The organism is Acrocarpospora phusangensis (assembly GCF_016862995.1).
GTDB classification, from domain to species: Bacteria; Actinomycetota; Actinomycetes; order Streptosporangiales; family Streptosporangiaceae; genus Acrocarpospora; species Acrocarpospora phusangensis.
Genome location: NZ_BOOA01000028.1, coordinates 73,637 through 91,909, shown reverse-complemented (window position 1 = coordinate 91,909; position 18,273 = coordinate 73,637). Strand labels below are relative to the sequence as shown.

The following is an 18,273-nucleotide window of genomic DNA, read 5'->3' as shown; positions in this document are numbered from 1 at the left end:
GGACCGGCTACTCCGGCGACCAGGCGCGTTCCAGCGCCTTCGGCAGCCCCCACCAGCCCAGCGGCGTGAGCACCTCCGCCTTGTCGACGATGCCGAGATGCGCCCAGAGCGGCGTGACCGCGGTGAACAGCATCTCGGTCGCCTCCAGGTCCTCCAGGGCGTCGGGCTCGCCGTCGCTCTCCTCGGAGTCCGCGATGAACCGGGCGATGCGCTCGGGCGAGGCCAGCACGCCGGGCCCGTAGCGGGCCAGCGCGGTCACCGCGGCCAGCCAGTCGGCGTGGTTGATCGCGCACAGCGAGGCGAGCACGGAGTCCTCGTGGCTGAGCTCGCCGTCCATGTCGAAGAAGCGGGCCGCGTCCTCCTCGTCGGGCAGGTCGGAGATGGGCGCGGTGACCCCGGCGGCGACCGCGAGCCACAGGTCCTCGTCCTCGACCGGCAGCCCCGCCTCGTCCAGGCCCGCGCAGGCGCGTAGCACGTTCCCGGGGAATCCCGGCGTCACCAGGGTGCGCCGCAGCCGCGCCGCGGCGGCCCGCAGGTCCCCGGTCGGGCACGGCGGCGTGGGCAGGTCGGCCATGCTGCGGCGCAGCTCGCCGAGGGCGAAGGCCTCCTCCTCGTCCCAGGCCGCGAACAGCTCCTCGTCCTGCTCGTCGCTGACCACCGCGCTGGGCACCCGCCCGTCGGGCAGCGAGGTGGCCAGCCAGCGCTCCTGCAGCTCCTCGTACGCCTCCCGCGCGGCCTGGTCGCCGGTCGCCAGCAGGTCGGGGTCGATGACGCCGATGGCCAGCAGCCCTTCCAGGTGGTCGACGAGGCGCGCGTACATCTCGGTGGCGACCGGGCCGCGCTCGCCCTCGTCCGGCCAGACGAAGTAGCTGCGGGTCAGCAGGATGGGCTCGGTGCCGGTGGACTCCAGCCAGCGCTGCACGTCGCCCACCGTGGCCACGCCCGACTCGATCCTGGCCAGGGTGGTCTTGGCCGACTCCCAGAAGACCGGCGAGAGGGGATTGCCCACCGCCAGGAGCTCCCGCTTCAGGTCGGGCATCGACACCAGCGCCTGCCCGGTCGGCACCGCGAGCAGCACGCGTGCCACGTCCCGCCGGGTGAGATCCTTCCCCGGCCGCCCGGAATGCCGGACCGCAAACTCCAAATCCACGCTCACGCAGCCTCCTCCGCCGGCCACGCCCACACTCCATCGCGCCGCCTGACGGCTCCCTCGCTCACGTCCCGTGAGCCTACGCCCGCCGCCATCCGAATACATCCCCAGACCCCATTCCCGGTTGGGCGGCGCCGTACCGGGCTCGGGGAAGATGGGTGGAGCGGCTATCGGAGGTCGAGATGAATCGCTTGGCGAGTGCGACAAGTCCCTATCTGCTGCAGCATGCCGGGAATCCGGTGGACTGGTGGGAGTGGGGGGAGGAGGCGTTCGCGGCGGCCCGGGAGCGGGACGTGCCCCTGCTCATCTCGGTGGGGTACTCGGCCTGCCACTGGTGTCATGTGATGGCGCACGAGTCGTTCGAGCACGAGGCCACGGCCGGGATGATGAACGAGCGCTTCGTGAACGTGAAGGTGGACCGGGAGGAGCGCCCGGACGTGGACGCCGTGTACATGGGCGCCACCCAGGCGATGACCGGCCAGGGCGGCTGGCCGATGACCGTCTTCGCCACGCCGGACGGGCACCCGTTCTACGCGGGCACGTACTTCCCGAGGCCCCAGTTCCAGCGGCTGCTGCACGGGATCTCGCAGGCGTGGGCGAACGACCGTCCCGCGGTGCTGGCGCAGGGCACGAACGTGGTGGACGCGCTCAACGAGCGGGCCGGCCTGCCCGCGGGCCCGCTGCCGTCCCGGGAGACGCTGACGGCCGCCGTCGGCAACCTGGCCGCCACCTTCGACGCCGTCCGCGGCGGCTTCGGCGGCGCCCCCAAGTTCCCGCCGTCCATGGTCCTGGAGTTCCTGCTCAGGGCCGGTACGGCCGACGCCATGGCGATGGCCGGGAAGACCCTCGACGCCATGGCCAGGGGCGGCCTCTACGACCAGCTCGGCGGCGGCTTCGCCCGCTACAGCGTGGACGCCGGCTGGGTCGTCCCCCACTTCGAGAAGATGCTGTACGACAACGCCCTGCTGCTGCGCGTCTACACGCACTGGTGGCGCGCCACCGGCTCCCCGCAGGCCCGCAGGATCGCCCTGGAGACGGCCGACTGGCTGCTGCGCGAGATGCGCACCCCGGAGGGCGGCTTCGCCTCGGCCCTGGACGCCGACAGCGAGGGCGAGGAGGGCAGGTTCTACGTCTGGACCCCCGGCCAGCTCCGCGAGGCGCTGGGCGAGGAGGACGGCTCCTGGGCGGAGGCCCTGTTCGAGGTCACCGGCACCTTCGAGCACGGCACCTCGGTCCTCCAGCTGCTCGCCGACCCCGACGACCCCGACCGTTTCGCGCGCGTACGGAACAGCCTGCTCGCGGCCCGGGAGACGCGGGTCCGGCCCGGCAGGGACGACAAGGTGGTGGCCGGCTGGAACGGCCTCGCGATCGCCGCCCTCGCCGAGACCGGAGCCCTCTTCGACCGCCCCGACCTGGTCGAGGCCGCGAGCGGCGCCGCCGCGCTCCTGCTGGACCTGCACGTCACGGACGGCCGCCTGCTCCGCACCTCACTGGGCGGCGAGGCGGGACGCAACGCCGGCGTCCTGGAGGACTACGCCGACCTGGCCGAAGGTCTCCTGGCCCTGTACGGCGTCACCGGCGGGACCCGGTGGTTCACCGCCGCCGGAGACCTCCTGGACACCGTGCTCGACCGCTTCGGAGACGGCGGCGGTGGATTCTTCGACACGGCCGACGACGGCGAACGGCTCTTCCAGCGCCCGCAGGACCCGACCGACAACGCGACACCCTCGGGCCAGTTCGCGGCCGCGGGCGCGCTGCTGTCGTACGCGGCGCTGACCGGGTCCGGCCGGCACCGGGAGGCGGCCGAGGCGGCCCTGGGCGCGGTCTCGGTGCTGGCCGAGAAGTACGCCAGGTTCGCCGGCTGGGGGCTGGCGGTGGCGCAGGCCGCGCTGCACGGCCCCGCCGAGGTGGCCGTGCTCGGGCCCGCCGACGACCCGCGGACACGACGGCTGCACCGCACGGCGCTGATGTCCACCGCGCCCGGCCTGGTCGTCGCCCTGGGCGGGAACGGCGACGAGACCGTCCCGCTCCTGCGCGGACGCGGGACGATCGACGGCGAGCCGGCCGCGTACGTGTGCCGTCAGTTCGCGTGCCGGCTGCCCGTCACCACCCCGGCCGCGCTCCAGGAGGAACTCGGCCGGATCTAGAAGCCGACCTCGGTGGGTTCCGTGGTCGGATCAGGCGAGTCGGGCTGGTCCGGGTTCGGCGTCTGCGGGTCGCCGGACTCGCCGCCGTCGCCCGGATTGTCCTCGCCGCCGCCCTGCTCGCCGCCCTCGGTCGGGGGCGGCGACGACGGGTCCTCGGGCGTGCCGGTGGGCGTCGGCGTCGGGCTGTCCCAGGGGCCGCCCTCGTCCTCGTCGCGGCCCTGGTCGGAGCGGTAGTCCGGCTGGTCCCACACCGATCCGTAGTCGGCGGGCGGCGGGAACTCCTCGACCGGCTTGCCGTCCATCGCCGCGGCCATGAAGTACTTCCAGATCTGCGCGGGCAGCGTGCCGCCGTACAGGGCGCCGTAGCCGGGGACGGTGACGGCCTTGTTGTCGTCGCGGAACATGTTCACGGCCACCGACAGCTGCGGCACGTAGCCGGTGAACCAGACGGCGGCCGACTCGTCGGTGGTGCCGGTCTTGCCGGCGGCCGGGCGGTCGTACAGGCGGGCCGCGGTGCCGGTGCCGCCCCGGACGACCTGCTCCAGCGCGTACGTGGTGTCGGCGGCGGTCTCCTCGCTGAAGACGCGCTTGCCGATGGCGTCGATGCGCCGGGTCTGGCCGCGGGCGTCGGTGACGGAACGGATCACGTGGGCCTCGTGGTGGGTGCCGTCCGCGGCGAACGTGCCGTACGCGGAGGCCTGCTGGACGGCGCTGACCGAGGCCACGCCCAGCGGGAAGGTCGGCGCGGCCTGGTGCTGGACGAGCTGCGCGGCGGGGATGCCGGCCGCCTCGGCCGCCTTCGCCACCTTGGCCAGGCCGACCTGCTGCCCGAGGTCCACGAAGGCCGTGTTGACCGAGCTGCGGGTGGCCTGCACCAGGTCGACCGAGCCGTAAGAGGTGTCGTTGGAGTTCGGGATGGTCGCTGAGGCGATCCGCATCGGCGAGTTGCCGTCCACCCGCGACCACAGGTGGAACCCGTTCTCCAGCGCCGCCGCCAGCGTGTACGCCTTGAACGTGGACCCCGCCTGCACCTTCGCGTCGAAGGCGTTGTTCCACTCGGTCTTGTTGTAGTCGCGCCCGCCGTAGAACGCCACGACCTCCCCGGTGACCGGGTCCACCGCCGCGAGCCCGGTCCGCACCTTCTTCGGCGTGCCGGCCGGCAGCACGGACTCGACCGCCTCCTCGGCCAGCGCCATCAGCTTCCTGTCGAAGGTCGTGGTGATCTTCAGGCCGCCCTGGTTGATGTCCTCGTCGCTGTAGCCCAGCCGGTTCAGCTCGGCCCGCACCTGGGCCAGCATGTAGCCCTTCTGCCCGCCCAGCGAGAGCGGCGACTTCTGCTTGACCAGCTCGGGGAAGCGCAGCGCGGCGGCCTGCGCGGAGGTGAGCGCGTTGATCTTCGTCATGCCGGACACGACCCCCTGCCAGCGCGCCTTGACCGCCTCCAGGTCGGCGCCCTTCGGGTCGGCGAACCGGGTCGGCTGCTGGATCACCGCGGCCAGGTAGGCGCCCTCGGCCGGGCCCAGCTTGCCCACGTCCTTGCCGAAGTACGCCAGGGAGGCCGCCTGCACGCCGTACGCGCCGCGGCCGAAGTAGATCGTGTTGAGGTACTGCTCCAGGACCCAGTCCTTGGACTTGGAGCGATCCACCTTCAGCGCGATCATGATCTCTTTGAGTTTGCGCACCACGGAGCGTTCCTGGCTCAGCCCGCTGTAGTAGTTGCGCACCATCTGCTGGGTGATGGTCGAGCCGCCCTGGATCTGCTGGCCGGTGACGGTGGACCACATGGCGCGGGCCGTACCGGTGAGGGAGACGCCCGTGTCCTGGTAGAACGTGCGGTTCTCGGCGGCGATGACGGCGTTCCTGACGGCGGCCGGGACCGCGCTGAGCGGCACGTTCTTGCGGTTGACGCCTTGGGTGGCGAGGACGGTCTTGCCGTCCCTGTAATAGATCATCGAGCCCTGCGCGGTGGCCAGCGCCTGCGTGGTGTCCGGGATCGGGGTCATCGCCCAGACCACGCCGAACAGGCCGACCAGACCGGCGACCCCGGCTCCGCCGATGATCAGGAGACGCCGCAGCCTCCTGCGCCGCCGCTGCGCGCGGTCGGTTTCCTGAGTGCTCTCCCCGGCCGCCGCGTGCTCGGCCCCGTCATCCGTCCCGTCGCTCTTCTCGCTCGTCTCGTCACTCGTCTCGGCGCTTCGCACGCGATCCCCCAGACCCTCTCGCAGGCGTTCACGGTAGACGATAGATAACGGTGCTTGGGCCATTGCAGCTACCTTGCGGCTATCGTCGTCTACCGTTGCGCGGCCTTGACCAATGGCAGGGTTCGATACGGCACGGGAGAGTCCAGCGCGATCACGGACTCGGTCCTGACCACCCCGTGCACGTCCACGATCTGGTCGATCACCCGCTGAAGATCGGCGTTGCTGCGCGCGACGACCCGGCAGAGCATGTCGTGCGCGCCGGTGATCGTGTGCACCTCCAGCACCTCGGGGATGAGGGCCAGCCGGTCGGCCACCGGATCGTGCCCGCTGACCTGGCGGATCTGCAGCGTCACGAAGGCGGTCACGTCGTAGCCGAGCGCGGCCGGGTCGATCTGCGGGCCGTACCCGGTGATCACGCCGCGCGCGGCGAGGCGGTCGAGGCGGGCCTGCACGGTCCCGCGCGCCACGTTCAGCCGCCGCGAGCACTCCAGCACCCCGATGCGCGGCTCTTCCTCGAGCAGCGCGACAAGCCGGACATCCAACTGGTCAACGGTCACAACAATGCTCCGATGATCGCCGCTTTTCCTGAGCATATTGTCCACCATTTTTGGTGAGTGTTGCGCAGGTTGGCCATGTCGTCCGAGAGTGGCGCCATGACTGATGACGTGTTTCCGGTCCACGGGATGGACGCCGTCGTGTTCGCCGTCGGCAACGCCAAGCAGGCCGCCCACTACTACTCGACCGCCTTCGGGATGCGGCTGATCGCCTACCGCGGCCCGGAGACCGGCAGCCGCGACGAGGTGGCGTACGTGCTGGCCTCCGGCGGCGCCAGGTTCGAGCTGCGCGGCTCGGTCCGGCCCGGCACGGACCTGGCCAGGCACGTCGCCGAGCACGGCGACGGCGTCGTCGACCTGGCCCTGGATGTACCCGACGTGGAGGCCGCCTACCGGCACGCGCTGGCCCAGGGCGCGCGCGGGCTCGTGGAGCCGTACGTGGTGGAGGACGAGCACGGGAAGGTCGTGCTGGCCGCGATCGCCACGTACGGGGAGACCCGGCACACGCTGGTCGACCGGGCCAACTACGCCGGGCCGTACCTGCCGGGGTATGTGGCGGCGGAGCCGATCGTGGCGCCGGGGCAGCGCATGTTCCAGGCCATCGACCACTGTGTGGGCAACGTGGTGCACATGGACGAGTGGGTGGAGTTCTACGAGCGGGTCATGGGCTTCACCCGGATGGCGGAGTTCATCGGCGACGACATCGCCACCGAGTACTCGGCGCTGATGTCCAAGGTCGTCGCGAACGGCACCAGGAAGGTGAAGTTCCCGCTCAACGAGCCGGCCGCCGGGAAGCGGAAGTCCCAGATCGACGAGTACCTGGAGTTCTACGGCGGTCCGGGCGTGCAGCACATCGCGCTGGCCACCAACGACATCCTCGGCACGGTCGACCGCATGCGCGCGGCGGGCGTGGAGTTCCTGGAGACGCCGGACTCCTACTACGACGACCCGGAGCTGCGGGCCAGGATCGGCCAGGTGCGGGCGCCCGTGGAGGAGCTCAAGAAGCGCCGCATCCTGGTGGACCGGGACGAGGACGGCTACCTGCTGCAGATCTTCACCAAGCCGGTGCAGGACCGCCCCACCGTGTTCTTCGAGTTCATCGAGCGGCACGGTTCGCTGGGCTTCGGCAAAGGCAACTTCAAGGCGCTGTTCGAGGCGATCGAGCGGGAACAGGAACTGCGCGGGAACCTGTAAATCTTTTCCGTCGCGAATACCCGCATGGCCTGACATGGCCGCCCAAAGCTCTGATCTGGCCGCCTGAACGTGTCGCCCCCCTCGCGTAGGGTTGCTCCTCAGGGATCGGGGTCGTGGAGGGGGCCGTCACACATGCGTGGACGCCAGGTTGTCAGCATGCTCGCGGCGGGCCTCACGGTCGCCTGCTCGGCGTCCAACAGCGCCACCGAGGGCGGCGCGCCTCCGGCCAAGGACGCGCCGCCGGCCGGCACGCCCGTGACCCGGGCGGCGGCCGCCACCGCCGGGACCACCGGCATCGGCGACCCCTACTTTCCCGGCGACGGGAACGGCGGGTACGACGTCGGGCACTACTCGCTGACGCTGGCGTACGAGCCGAAGAGCAAGCACCTGAGCGGGACGGCGGCCATCGACGCGAAGGCCGTCCAGGACCTGTCGCAGTTCAACCTGGACCTGCACGGGTTCACGGTCAGCTCGGTGAACGTGAACGGGGCCCCGGCCCGGTTCCAGCGCAAGGGCGACGAGCTGACCGTCTTCACCAACCTCAAGGACAAGGCGGCGTTCAAGGTCGCGGTCGCCTACGCCGGCACGCCCGACCCGGTGCGCGAGTCGCCCAACCTGGGCAGCTACGGCTTCATCCCGACCGCGGACGGCTCCTTCGTGACCTCCGAGCCGAACGGCGCGAAGACCTGGTTCCCCGGCAACGACCACCCGGCCGACAAGGCCACCTTCGACTTCCGGCTGACCGTGCCCGCGGGCGTGACCGCGATCGCCAACGGCGAGCTGGCCGGGGCCCCGCAGACGAAGGACGGCAAGACCACCTTCGTGTGGCGGGAGACCAACCCCATGACGACCTACCTGGCCACGATGACCACGGGCAAGTTCGCGGTGCGCACGGGCGTCTCCAAGAGCGGCATCCCGGTCTACGCCGCCACCGACCCCCGCTTCAACGGCATCCTGAACAACCTGTACGAGCAGTCCAGCAAGATCACCGACTACTGGGCGACCGTGTTCGGGCCGTACCCGTTCAAGTCGACCGGCGGCGTGGTGGACGACTACGCGGCCGGCTACGCGCTGGAGAACCAGACCAAGCCGATCTACGGCGGCTTCGAGCCCGACCCCGGCATCATCGCGCACGAACTGGCCCACCAGTGGTTCGGCAACAGCCTGAGCATCAGACGCTGGCGCGACCTCTGGCTCAACGAGGGCTTCGCCACCTACGCGGAGTGGCTGTGGAGCGAGCACAGCGGCCACGGCACCGCCCAGCAGTCGTTCAACGACGCGTACGCGGGGGCCACGGACGAGATCTGGAAGTACCCGCCCGGCGAGACCCGGCCCAACGACCTGTTCAACGCCTCGGTCTACGTGCGCGGCGGCATGACGCTGCACGCGCTGCGCCTGGCCATCGGCGACGCCGACTTCTTCGCGCTGATCAAGAAGTGGGCCGCCGACAACCGCTACGGCAACGTCACCACCGACCAGTTCATCGCGCTCGCCGAGAAGATCTCCGGCAAGCAGCTGGACGGCCTGTTCGACGCCTGGCTGTTCAAGCCGGCGAAGCCGAGCAAGCCGTCGGCGGGCTGAGCCGGCCGCTCACGAGAAGGTGAGCTTGTAGCCGTCCCGCCGGAGCGAGCCCAGCACCTCGTCGCAGTGCGCGGGCCCGCGGGTCTCCAGCTGGAGCAGCACCTCGGCCTCGTCCAGGTGCAGCCGCGCGCCCACCCGCTCGTGCACGATCTCCAGCACGTTGGCCCGCAGCTCGGCCAGGCGACCGAGCAGGGCCGCCAGCGCCCCCGGGCGGTCCTGCAGCCGGATCCGGAACGCCAGGTACCGCCCGGCCGCCGCCAGGCCGTGCCGCAGCAGCTTGGCCAGCAGCAGCGGATCGATGTTGCCGCCGGACAGCACGGCCACCACCGGCGTGTCGAAGGAGTGCGGCTGGTCCAGCAGCGCGGCCACCCCGGCCACCCCGGCCGGCTCCACCACCAGCTTCGCCCGCTCCAGGCAGAGCAGCAGCGCCCGCGACAGCGACTCCTCCGACACGGTGACCACCTGGTCCACCAGGTAGTGGATCAGTTCGAACGGCAGCTCGCCGGGGCGGCCGACCGCGATGCCGTCGGCCATGGTGGTGGCCGGTTCGACCATCACCGGATGCCCGGCCGCCAGCGACTCCGGGTAGGCGGCGGCGCGTTCGGCCTGCACGCCGACGATCCGCACGCCGGGGCGCAGCTGCTTGACCGCCAGGGCCACCCCCGCCGCGAGGCCGCCGCCGCCGATGGCCAGCACGATCGTGCCGGTCTCCGGCAGCTGGTCGAGGATCTCCAGGCCGACCGTGCCCTGCCCGGCGACCACGTCCGGGTGGTCGAAGGGGTGGATGAAGACCGCGCCGGTCTCGGCGGCGTGCGCCCTGGCGGCCTGCAGGGCTACGTCCACGGTGTGACCGGCGAAGATCACCTCGGCGCCGTACCCACGGGTGGCCTCGACCTTGGGGAGCGGGGCGCCCTCCGGCATGTAGACCGTGGACTTGGCGCCGACCAGCCCGGCGGCCAGCGCGACGCCCTGGGCGTGGTTGCCGGCACTGGCCGCGACCACACCGCGGGACCGCTCCTCCTCGCTCAGGCGGGCGATCCGCACGTACGCGCCGCGGACCTTGAACGAGCCCGCGCGCTGGAGGTTCTCGCATTTGAGGTAGACCGGGCCGCCGACGATGTCGGACAGCACGCGGGAGTGCGTGACCGGGGTGGTCACGACCACGTCGGAGAGCAGCTTGCGTGCGGCGACGACGTCGTCGTACGTCACCTGGGGAACGGCCATGGAGTCATCCTCGCAGGGTCGTCGTCACGGGAAGGTCATCCGCCCCAGTAGCGGTCGGCCGCCAGGACGAGGGCCGCCGCGCCGATGAGCCCGGCGTCCTGGCCGAGCGCGGCGGGCAGCACCCGGACCCGCCGGGCGAAGTCCATCCGGGCGTGCGCGCGGAGCGTCTCCTCCAGCGGATCGAAGATCAGCCTGCCCGCCTGGGAGAGGCCGCCGCCGATGGTGACCAGGTCGAGGTCGCAGAGGTGGGTGGCCGAGGCCAGGGCGAGCCCGATCGCGCGGCCCGCCCTGCGCATCGCGGTCAGCGCCACCGGGTCCCCGGCGGCGGCGTCGAGGGCCAGCTGGCGGGCCGAGGCGACCGTGGCCTCCACGTAGAGCGGCTCGGGCATGACCAGCGGACCCGGCGCACTCACCGATTCCGGCGAATGCCGCGAGTCCCGCAGGCCCTGCGAACCAAGCGATTCCCGCGACCCCTGCGAACCCCGCGACCCCTGCGAACCCCGCGAGTCCTGCGGGTCCCGCGAAGTTGGCGAGTCCCGCCGAGCTTGGGGGTCCGCCGTGTCTGGCGGGGCTTCCCGGTCAGCCGTGACCGAGCCGGGCTGCCAGCCCTGGGACTGGGCCCAGCTCGCCAGCGCGGGGCCGCGGGCGACCGCCTCCAGGCAGCCCCGGCCGCCGCAGCCGCACGGCGGCCCGTCCGGCTCCACGATGATGTGGCCGACGTGCCCGGCGTTGCCGGTGCCGCCGTCGATCAGGTGGCCGCCCAGGATGAGGCCGCCGCCGACGCCGGTGGAGACGACCATGCCGAGCATGTTGGCGCTGCCGTGCCCGGCGCCCCGCCAGTGTTCGGCCACCGCGAGGGCCACGGCGTCGTTGTGGATCCGTACCGGGCCGGCGGGGAACCGTTCGGCCAGGCGGTCGACCAGCGGGAAGTCGCGCCAGCCGGGCATGTTGAGCGGCGAGACCACGCCGTCCGGCCAGGTCATCGGGCCGCCGACGCCGACCCCGACGCCGAGCAGGCCGGACGTGCCGTGCGGGGCGTGCGCGGTCACGCTGTCGGTCAGGCGGATCAGCGTCTTCCATAAGGCGTCGGCGTCCCCGCCCTGCGGCGTGGGGACCCGCTCCGAGAACAGCAGCTCGCCGTCGGTGTCCACCAGGCCGGCCGCGAACTTGGTGCCGCCGACGTCGATCGCGAGCACGACCATGACCGGGCCCTCAGCTCGCCGTGGAGAAGACCAGGACGGACGCGGTGAAACCGTGCACGTGGTTGTGGCCGGCCACCGGGCCGACCTCCCCGGCGGCGAAGAAGCCGGCCACGCCGATCGGGCCCAGCGTGTCGCGGATGGCGAGCGCGTCGTGGTCGGCGGTGCCGAACATGGCCGAGCCCCGGCCGTTGCAGCAGAACAGCAGGGCGCCGTCCACCCGGCCGCCCTCGGCCACGTGGGCGTCGAGCAGCTCGTACAGGTCCTCGTCGGCGGTCTCGGCGTCTCTGACCTGGAAGCGTACGGTGCGGCCGACCTCCACGATGTCGCCGATGGCGACGGCCTCCCGTTCGGGGTCGATGCCGAGCACGCCGCGGATGAGGAAGTCGCCGCGCTCGTGGCGTTCGGCGTACTCGTTCATGGCGATGCCGATCTGCAGGCCGGAGGCGACGAGTTCGCGGTCGTCCTCGTCCAGGGCGCTGACGATGTCCTCCAGCCGGGCCAGCGCGGGCTGGCCGGCGAGTTCGAGCAGCACGTTGTCCTCGGCGCGGGTGACCACCATGGTCGGCCCGATCGGGCGGCAGCCCTGGCTGACCACCGTGCTCACCTGGACCGGGCCGCTCAGGATGACGCCGATGGCGCCGTCGGAGTAGACCTCGCCGTCGGCGAACAGCCGTACGGATCCCCGGCCCTGGAGGCCGTTGGCCAGGCCGCCGATGAGCGGCAGGTTCCCGAGCACCTCGCCGGAGTGCTCCACGAACGCGTCGGTCGGAAACGAGTACGGATCGGCCAGCATGATCGCCACCCGGTCGTCCAGCTGGCGCTCCGGCAGCCCGACCACCACGAACCTGTCGTCGGCCCGCAGTGACTCCAGGGCGAAGGTCTTCACCCTGGCCTCGCCCAGCGTGGCCGCCCAGGCGCTCACCGAGGGGGTCAGCTCGATGCCCCGGGTGTCGCCGATCACGCCGGTGGCGCTGCAGCCGATCACTGCGGCGTCGCCGGCCAGTTCCATCGCCCGCCGTCCCGCCCTGGCCACGTCCTCGGGATCGTCGCCGCAGATGAAGAAGCACACCAGGTCGGCCCGACCGGTCAGCCCCGCGAGAGCCCGCCGGATCGCGGTCTCCGCGCCTTCCACCAGGTCGGGCCCGACGGCTAGTCCGTCAGCGAACCGGCTCGTCAAAACCGCCATCGCGCGCCCCCTCTCATCAGGACAAGTCCGTCATCTCGTCTATCTCGTATCGATCTGCCTCATAGCTCTCATGCCCGATTCTCCCCACAACACCGTTCCAGAACTCACCCGATTCGTCACTGAATGGTCAAGATCCGCAGCACAATCGGATGCGGGTGTTGCATCCGCGACGTAGGCTCGATCCCGTGCACAAATCGCCCGCACCTGCTCCGTCACTGAGCACTCTGCGTGAACTGCGCGAGAGTGGACACGTCCACCGATCGGTGAAAGCCGAGATCCGGGAGAACCTGCTGGCCCGCCTGCGCGCCGGCGAGACCAGGTTCCCGGGCATCGTGGGCTTCGACGAGAGCGTGCTCCCGCATCTCGAACGCGCCCTGATCGCAGGCCACGACCTCGTCCTGCTCGGCGAACGCGGACAGGGCAAGACGCGCCTGATCCGCACCGTCGTCGGACTGCTCGACGAGTGGACGCCCGTGGTGGCCGGGTGCGAGATCAACGACCATCCGTACGCGCCGGTCTGCGCGCGCTGCCGGGGGCTCGCCGAGGACGAGATCACGGTGGCCTGGAAACACCGCGACGAGCGGTACGGCGAGAAGCTGGCCACCCCCGACACCTCGGTGGGCGACCTGATCGGCGACGTGGACCCCATCAAGATCGCCGAAGGGCGTACGCTGGGCGACCCGGAGACCGTGCACTACGGCCTGGTGCCCCGGACCAACCGGGGCGTGTTCTCCGTCAACGAGCTGCCCGACCTGGCCGAGCGCATCCAGGTGTCGCTGCTGAACGTGCTGGAGGAGCGGGACATCCAGGTGCGCGGCTACAACCTGCGGCTGCCGCTGGACCTGCTGCTGATCGCCAGCGCCAACCCGGAGGACTACACCAACCGGGGGCGGATCATCACGCCGCTCAAGGACCGGTTCGGGGCGGAGGTCCGTACCCACTATCCGAAGTCGATCGAGGACGAGCTGGTCCTGATCCGCCAGGAGGTCATCCCCGACATCGGCGCGGACGTGCCCGAGCACCTGGTCGAGATCGTCGCCAGGTTCACCCGCCTGGTCCGGGAGTCGACCGCGGTGGACACCCGCTCCGGCGTGTCGGCCCGCTTCTCCATCGCGGCCACCGAGACCGCCGCCGCCTCCGCGGTCCGCCGGGCCGCGCTGACCGGCGAGGAGAACGCGGTGACCCGCGTCTGCGACCTGCCCGGCATCGTGCACACCCTGCGCGGCAAGGTGGAGTTCGAGGTCAGCGAGGAGGGCCGCGAGGTCGAGGTGCTGGCCCACCTGCTCCGCCGGGCCACCGCCGAGACCTTCCGCAACACCCTCGGCGGCCTGGAGCTGGCCCCGCTGCTGGACAAGTTCGCCGAAGGCGCCCAGATCGAGTCCGGCGAGCTGGTGCCCGCCACCGAGCTGCTGCGCCGCATCGGCCGGGTGGACGGCCTGTCCAAGATCATGTCCCGGCTCGGCATGGGCGAGGGCGACGAGTCCCCCGGCCACGCCGCAGCCGCGCTGGAGTTCGCGCTGGAGGGCCTGTACCTCATGCGCCGCCTCTCCAAGGACGACGTCGCGGGCGGCGCGGTCTACCGGACATGACCGCCTACCGGTACGGCGAATACCAGGACGGGCCGGATCCGCTCGCCCCGCCCTACGACGTGCGCGCGGCCCTGGACGAGATGGGCGACGCCATCCTGTCCGGCTCCACCCCGCTGGACGCCCTGCGCGACCTGCTCAAGCGCGGCCTGCCCGACGCGCAGGACCGCCGCGGCCTGGAAGAGCTCCTCCGCCAGGTACGGCAACGCCGCCGCCAGCTGCGCGAGAACACCCGGCTGGACGGCACCCTGGAGCGGGCCAGGGCCCTGCTGGACAAGGCGATCGGCCAGGAGCGCGCGGAGCTGTTCCCCGACCCCTCCGACGACGCGCGCTTCCGCGAGGCCGCCCTGGACGCGCTGCCGTCCGACACCGCCCGCGCCGTCCAGGAGCTGGACGAGTACGACTGGCGCTCGGCGGCGGCCCGCCGGACCTTCGACGAGCTGCGCGACCTGCTCCGCAGGGAGATCCTGGACAGCCAGTTCCGCGGCATGAAGCAGGCCCTGGCCAACCCGGACCCGGAGGCGATGGAACGCGTCCGGCAGATGATGTCCGACCTGAACGACATGCTGGACAGGGACGCCCAGGGCCGGCACACCCAAGACGACTTCGACGACTTCATGCGGAAATATGGGGACATGTTCCCGGAGAATCCGCGGAACCTGGAGGAGCTCGTCGACCAGCTGGCCCGGCGGGCCGCGGCCGCGCAGCGGCTGCTGGCCTCGCTCACCCCGCAGCAGCGCGAGGAACTGGCCGGGCTGATGGCCCAGACCCTGGAGCGGGCCGGCCTGGCCGAGCAGATGCGCCGTCTCGGCGACTCCCTGTACAGCCGCCGCCCCGACCTGTCCTGGAGCTCCCCCGAGCGGGTCAGCGGCGACGACCCGATGGGCATGGGCGACGCGGTCGGCGCCCTCCAGGAGCTGGCCGACCTGAGCGAGCTGGAGACCGCCCTGCGCCAGGACTATCCGGGCGCCCGGCTGGACGACATCGACGAGGCCGCCGTACGCCGTGCGCTCGGCCGCTCCGGCGTGGACGACCTGGAGGCGCTGCGCCGGATCGAGCGCGAGCTGGAGAGCCAGGGTTACCTGCGCCGCCACCGCGGCAAGCTGGAGCTCACGCCGAAGGCCGTACGCCGCCTGGGAGAGACCGCGCTGCGGCGCGTCTTCGCCTCCCTGGACTCCAGCCGGCGCGGCGACCACGACCAGCGGGACGCGGGCGCGGCCGGCGAGCTCACCGGCTCCACCCGGCCGTGGCGGTTCGGCGACGAGCAGCCCATCGACGTGGTCCGCACCGTCATCAACGGGGTGCGGCGCGGCGGGTCCGACGGGCGGATCCGGCTCTCGGTGGACGACTTCGAGGTGTCCGAGACCGAGCGCCGCTCGGCCGCCGCCGTCTGCCTGCTGGTGGACCTGTCGTACTCGATGGCGCTGCGCGGCACCTGGGCGGCGGCCAAGCAGACCGCGCTGGCCCTGCAGGCCCTGGTGTCCTCCAAGTTCCCGCAGGACTCCGTGCAGATCGTCGGCTTCTCCAACTACGCCAGGGTGCTGGCCCCGGACGAGCTGGCCGGGCTGGAATGGGACATGGTGCAGGGCACCAACCTGCACCACGCGCTGCTCATCGCGGGCCGCCACCTCGACCGGCACCCCGACTTCGAACCCGTCGTGCTGGTCGTCACCGACGGCGAGCCGACCGCCCACCTGATGCGCAACGGGGTGCCGCGCTTCGAATGGCCGCCCTCCCGGGAGACCCTCGAACTCACGCTGGCCGAGGTCGACAAGATGACCCGCCGCCGCGCGACCATGAACGTCTTCATGCTCGCCGCCGACGAGCGGCTGCGCGAGTTCGTGGACGAGGTGGCCCGCCGCAACGGCGGGCGGGTGTTCGCCCCCAGCGCCGACCGCCTCGGCGAGTACGTCGTCAACGACTTCCTACGAGCCCGCCGGCATAGCTGAGCAGTTCCCCGTCCAGCCCGTCCCCGAAATCCCGGTACGACCGGTAGACCGGCCGTTCGACGTCACCCGGCAGCAGCCCGGCCACGCTGCCGGGCTCCGGCAGCACCCCGCCGCCCAGGTAGCGCACCCCGGCCAGTTCGGTGCGCACGCCCTGCCGTCCCGACAGGAAGACCCCGTGCCGCCAGCCGCTCTCCTCGTCCCAGACGAGCGCGAACCCCCCGGGGAGCAGGATCGTGCCGTCCCGGGGATCGCACGGATCGTCCCACCAGCGATCCGCGTTCAGCACCCGGGCCACACGCGCGATGTAGGCGGCCGGCAGCGCCAGCCAGGCGTCACTGTACGGCTGTGGCGAATGATTCATGAGCGGCCTCCCGTGCTGCCATCAGACAGGGCGAAATAGACCACATTGTCATACCGGGGTATTAACCAGTATTGACCCACTCAAAACCTCGCCGCTTGAGCGGTGAGAACACCGTACGTCCCGTGACCGCCCGCTCCGTCGCTCGCACCGGCCGCTGAAAGAGCCGCATCGACGGATACCCCACCAGATCCTTCCGCTCCTCGATCAACGCGGCCGGAATCTCGCCGGCGGTCTCGAATCCCCGCTCCTCGTAGTACCGATGGAGTTTCTCGTTGGTGGTCCAGGCGTCCAGCCGGAGATAGCGCAGTCCGAGGGTGGCCGCGTAATTCTCCGCCCAGACGAGCATCTCCGCGCCGATGCCCCGCCCCGCGTACTCCCGGTCCACCATCATCCGGGACAGATAAAGGGCGGGAACCCCGGCCCCTTCGGTCTTCGACCAGAGGAGGCCCTGGTCGTAATCGTGGATGGTGAGCGTGGCCACCCTGCGTTTGCCCCGGCAGATGATCCAGGTGGCGTTCGCCTTGATGGCGGCCCTGATGCGGGCGGCCTGCTCCCTCTCGTCCGGCCACGCGCTCTGCCACTGGTCGGTGTCCTTGCTACGCAGCCAGATCGCGATCTTTCCGCGCATTCGCAGAATGCTCCTGAGGTCGGCCTTGTTGGCGGTCCTGATATTCAGGCCGCGGCCGAAGGAGATCGGAATTGGGTGTGCCACGACAAGCTCCACTGTGAATAGCGATCATTCGCCGATGGGGGTGCCGATCTCGTACGCCAGCTGCGTGCTGTCCCCCGCGTACACATTGATCGTCAAGCGGATCGGACGCGCGGCCGAGCGCGCCGTGCGGAACATTTCCAAAACGGGAACGCCGGTGCCCAAGGCGAGGAATATCGCCTCTTCGTGGCTCGGCATCCGGCAGACGATCTCGTCGCGGTAGCCGATCTGGTCGTGCCCGTGCCGGCGCAACTCGGCGACCGTGCCGTGCTCGATGTTCTGGGGCGACATGAGCTGGGTGCCCTCGGCGATGTCCATCGGATAGAAGGACTCCTGGATGGACCACGGCCGGCCGTCGATGAGCCGGTGCAGGCTCCGCACCACGACGGCGTCGCCCTCCTCGATGCGCAGCCGCTCCGCCACCTCGGGCGAGGCCGTCCTGAGCTCCATCCGGAAGTCCAGCTGCTCCGGGTGACGGCCCTGCACGGTCACCGCGGCGACGAACGCGTCCCGGTCGGGTCCGCTGCGGCCGCCCTCCTCGGCGGAGGCGAGCACGGTGAAGGTGACCCGCTCGCGGACGAAGGTGCCCCGGCCCTGGCGGGCCTCGACCAGGCCCTCGTTCTGCAGGACCGCGATGGCCAGGCGGACGGTGTTGCGCGACAACCTGGCGTCCGGCCCGACCAGGTGCCCGTACAGCCGCTCCAGCGCGGGTTCGGAGGGCAGTTGGGTGCCGGGCGGCCATTCGCCTTTGTTGATCTTCGCCCGCAGGTCGGCCGCGACCTGCCGATAGAGCGCTTCCGCCACTTCGTCAACTCCCTCCCCATTGAGGGGGTAACCGGCCGGTTAGGCCTTTACTCCCCGGGCCCGGCTCACGAAGGGACCAGGTTAGACCGACACCACTCATTGGAACAACTCCACTAGGACTCATACCAATGAGTGGGAGGAGGTGAAGCCCATGGACACCATCCTGGTGGCCGCGCTGGTGATCGGAGCCTGCCTGGCCTTCGCGTTCGTGCTGCTGGCGGTCAACATCGTGCTGACCGACCGGCGGCGGTCGCACCACGTCTGCGACTACCGCGTGCCGCCCTGCCCGATCTGCCAGCACCGCTTCAGCCACGGACGCAGCTAACCCTCAGGGCAGAGACCCTATCCGCCCGGCGTAGCCAACCCTGTCGAAACCCTCACAACTCAGGGTCGTATCTCGCTCATAAGGTCGGCCTACAGCGTGT

Annotated in this window: 15 protein-coding genes; 6 read left to right on the top strand and 9 right to left on the bottom strand. The window is 71.2% G+C overall.

Going from position 1 to position 18,273, the window contains the following annotated elements:
* Positions 1 to 7: 7 nt before the first annotated feature.
* Positions 8 to 1,156: a hypothetical protein gene (locus Aph01nite_RS18480; protein ID WP_239161797.1), complete on the bottom strand. Its 1,149-nt coding sequence runs from the start codon at positions 1,154 to 1,156 to the stop codon at positions 8 to 10.
* Between the two features lie 176 nt (positions 1,157 to 1,332).
* On the opposite strand from Aph01nite_RS18480, the gene Aph01nite_RS18475 reads away from it, so the two are divergent.
* Entirely contained in the window at positions 1,333 to 3,297 is a 1,965-nt protein-coding gene (locus Aph01nite_RS18475; RefSeq protein WP_204042147.1) for a thioredoxin domain-containing protein, read from the top strand.
* On the opposite strand, the gene Aph01nite_RS18470 is transcribed toward Aph01nite_RS18475, so the two are convergent.
* Complete coding sequence (locus Aph01nite_RS18470; RefSeq protein ID WP_239161796.1) at positions 3,294 to 5,498, bottom strand: transglycosylase domain-containing protein; 2,205 nt, start codon at positions 5,496 to 5,498, stop codon at positions 3,294 to 3,296. The genes Aph01nite_RS18475 and Aph01nite_RS18470 overlap by 4 nt on opposite strands.
* 89 nt (positions 5,499 to 5,587) lie before the next feature.
* Positions 5,588 to 6,055 (bottom strand): Lrp/AsnC family transcriptional regulator, encoded by a 468-nt coding sequence (locus Aph01nite_RS18465; RefSeq protein WP_204042145.1) that lies wholly within the window; start codon positions 6,053 to 6,055, stop codon positions 5,588 to 5,590.
* Positions 6,056 to 6,151: 96 nt separating this feature from the next.
* Here Aph01nite_RS18465 and hppD point away from each other — a divergent pair, with 96 nt between their 5' ends.
* Entirely contained in the window at positions 6,152 to 7,246 is a 1,095-nt protein-coding gene (hppD, locus tag Aph01nite_RS18460; protein WP_239161795.1) for a 4-hydroxyphenylpyruvate dioxygenase, read from the top strand.
* A 132-nt stretch (positions 7,247 to 7,378) separates the two neighbouring features.
* Positions 7,379 to 8,827, top strand: coding sequence for a M1 family metallopeptidase (locus Aph01nite_RS18455; RefSeq protein WP_239161794.1), 1,449 nt, complete (start codon positions 7,379 to 7,381; stop codon positions 8,825 to 8,827).
* Positions 8,828 to 8,836: 9 nt separating this feature from the next.
* Here Aph01nite_RS18455 and ilvA read toward each other — a convergent pair whose 3' ends face one another.
* The 3 genes from ilvA to Aph01nite_RS18440 are packed head-to-tail and all read right to left on the bottom strand — an operon-like array spanning position 8,837 to position 12,439.
* On the bottom strand, positions 8,837 to 10,051 hold the full coding sequence (gene ilvA, locus Aph01nite_RS18450) for a threonine ammonia-lyase (protein WP_204042143.1): 1,215 nt from the start codon (positions 10,049 to 10,051) through the stop codon (positions 8,837 to 8,839).
* A gap of 35 nt (positions 10,052 to 10,086) precedes the next feature.
* Positions 10,087 to 11,253, bottom strand: a complete 1,167-nt coding sequence (locus tag Aph01nite_RS18445) for an ROK family protein (RefSeq protein WP_204042142.1) — start codon at positions 11,251 to 11,253, stop codon at positions 10,087 to 10,089.
* Between the two features lie 10 nt (positions 11,254 to 11,263).
* On the bottom strand, positions 11,264 to 12,439 hold the full coding sequence (locus Aph01nite_RS18440; protein WP_204042141.1) for an FIST signal transduction protein: 1,176 nt from the start codon (positions 12,437 to 12,439) through the stop codon (positions 11,264 to 11,266).
* A gap of 149 nt (positions 12,440 to 12,588) precedes the next feature.
* Between Aph01nite_RS18440 and Aph01nite_RS18435 the strand changes: the two genes are divergently transcribed.
* Positions 12,589 to 14,028: a sigma 54-interacting transcriptional regulator gene (locus Aph01nite_RS18435; protein WP_204042140.1), complete on the top strand. Its 1,440-nt coding sequence runs from the start codon at positions 12,589 to 12,591 to the stop codon at positions 14,026 to 14,028.
* Positions 14,025 to 15,974 (top strand): vWA domain-containing protein, encoded by a 1,950-nt coding sequence (locus Aph01nite_RS18430; RefSeq protein ID WP_204042139.1) that lies wholly within the window; start codon positions 14,025 to 14,027, stop codon positions 15,972 to 15,974. The genes Aph01nite_RS18435 and Aph01nite_RS18430 overlap by 4 nt, the downstream gene beginning before the upstream one ends.
* Here Aph01nite_RS18430 and Aph01nite_RS18425 read toward each other — a convergent pair.
* The 3 genes from Aph01nite_RS18425 to Aph01nite_RS18415 all read right to left on the bottom strand — a co-directional run bounded on the left by Aph01nite_RS18425 (position 15,940) and on the right by Aph01nite_RS18415 (position 17,848).
* Complete coding sequence (locus Aph01nite_RS18425; protein ID WP_204042138.1) at positions 15,940 to 16,335, bottom strand: DUF6292 family protein; 396 nt, start codon at positions 16,333 to 16,335, stop codon at positions 15,940 to 15,942. The two genes, Aph01nite_RS18430 and Aph01nite_RS18425, sit on opposite strands and share 35 nt — an antisense overlap.
* 61 nt (positions 16,336 to 16,396) lie before the next feature.
* A complete protein-coding gene (locus tag Aph01nite_RS18420) occupies positions 16,397 to 17,047 on the bottom strand; it encodes a GNAT family N-acetyltransferase (RefSeq protein WP_204042137.1) in 651 nt (216 codons plus the stop codon).
* 24 nt (positions 17,048 to 17,071) lie between these two features.
* On the bottom strand, positions 17,072 to 17,848 hold the full coding sequence (locus tag Aph01nite_RS18415; RefSeq protein ID WP_204042136.1) for a GntR family transcriptional regulator: 777 nt from the start codon (positions 17,846 to 17,848) through the stop codon (positions 17,072 to 17,074).
* A gap of 151 nt (positions 17,849 to 17,999) precedes the next feature.
* Here Aph01nite_RS18415 and Aph01nite_RS18410 point away from each other — a divergent pair, with 151 nt between their 5' ends.
* The gene (locus tag Aph01nite_RS18410; protein WP_204042135.1) at positions 18,000 to 18,173 is read left to right on the top strand and encodes a hypothetical protein; all 174 of its coding nucleotides are present in this window, start codon (positions 18,000 to 18,002) and stop codon (positions 18,171 to 18,173) included.
* Positions 18,174 to 18,273: the final 100 nt, after the last annotated feature.

Excerpts from the sequence above, each read along its gene's own strand:
- Aph01nite_RS18445 (WP_204042142.1), bottom strand. The coding sequence starts at position 11,253 with ATGGTCGTGCTCGCGATCGACGTCGGCGGCACCAAGTTCGCGGCCGGC.
- Aph01nite_RS18410 (WP_204042135.1), top strand. The coding sequence starts at position 18,000 with ATGGACACCATCCTGGTGGCCGCGCTGGTGATCGGAGCCTGCCTGGCC.
- hppD (WP_239161795.1), top strand. The coding sequence starts at position 6,152 with ATGACTGATGACGTGTTTCCGGTCCACGGGATGGACGCCGTCGTGTTC.
- ilvA (WP_204042143.1), bottom strand. The coding sequence starts at position 10,051 with ATGGCCGTTCCCCAGGTGACGTACGACGACGTCGTCGCCGCACGCAAG.
- Aph01nite_RS18455 (WP_239161794.1), top strand. The coding sequence starts at position 7,379 with ATGCGTGGACGCCAGGTTGTCAGCATGCTCGCGGCGGGCCTCACGGTC.
- Aph01nite_RS18435 (WP_204042140.1), top strand. The coding sequence starts at position 12,589 with ATGCGGGTGTTGCATCCGCGACGTAGGCTCGATCCCGTGCACAAATCG.
- Aph01nite_RS18425 (WP_204042138.1), bottom strand. The coding sequence starts at position 16,335 with ATGAATCATTCGCCACAGCCGTACAGTGACGCCTGGCTGGCGCTGCCG.
- Aph01nite_RS18430 (WP_204042139.1), top strand. The coding sequence starts at position 14,025 with ATGACCGCCTACCGGTACGGCGAATACCAGGACGGGCCGGATCCGCTC.
- Aph01nite_RS18475 (WP_204042147.1), top strand. The coding sequence starts at position 1,333 with ATGAATCGCTTGGCGAGTGCGACAAGTCCCTATCTGCTGCAGCATGCC.
- Aph01nite_RS18440 (WP_204042141.1), bottom strand. The coding sequence starts at position 12,439 with ATGGCGGTTTTGACGAGCCGGTTCGCTGACGGACTAGCCGTCGGGCCC.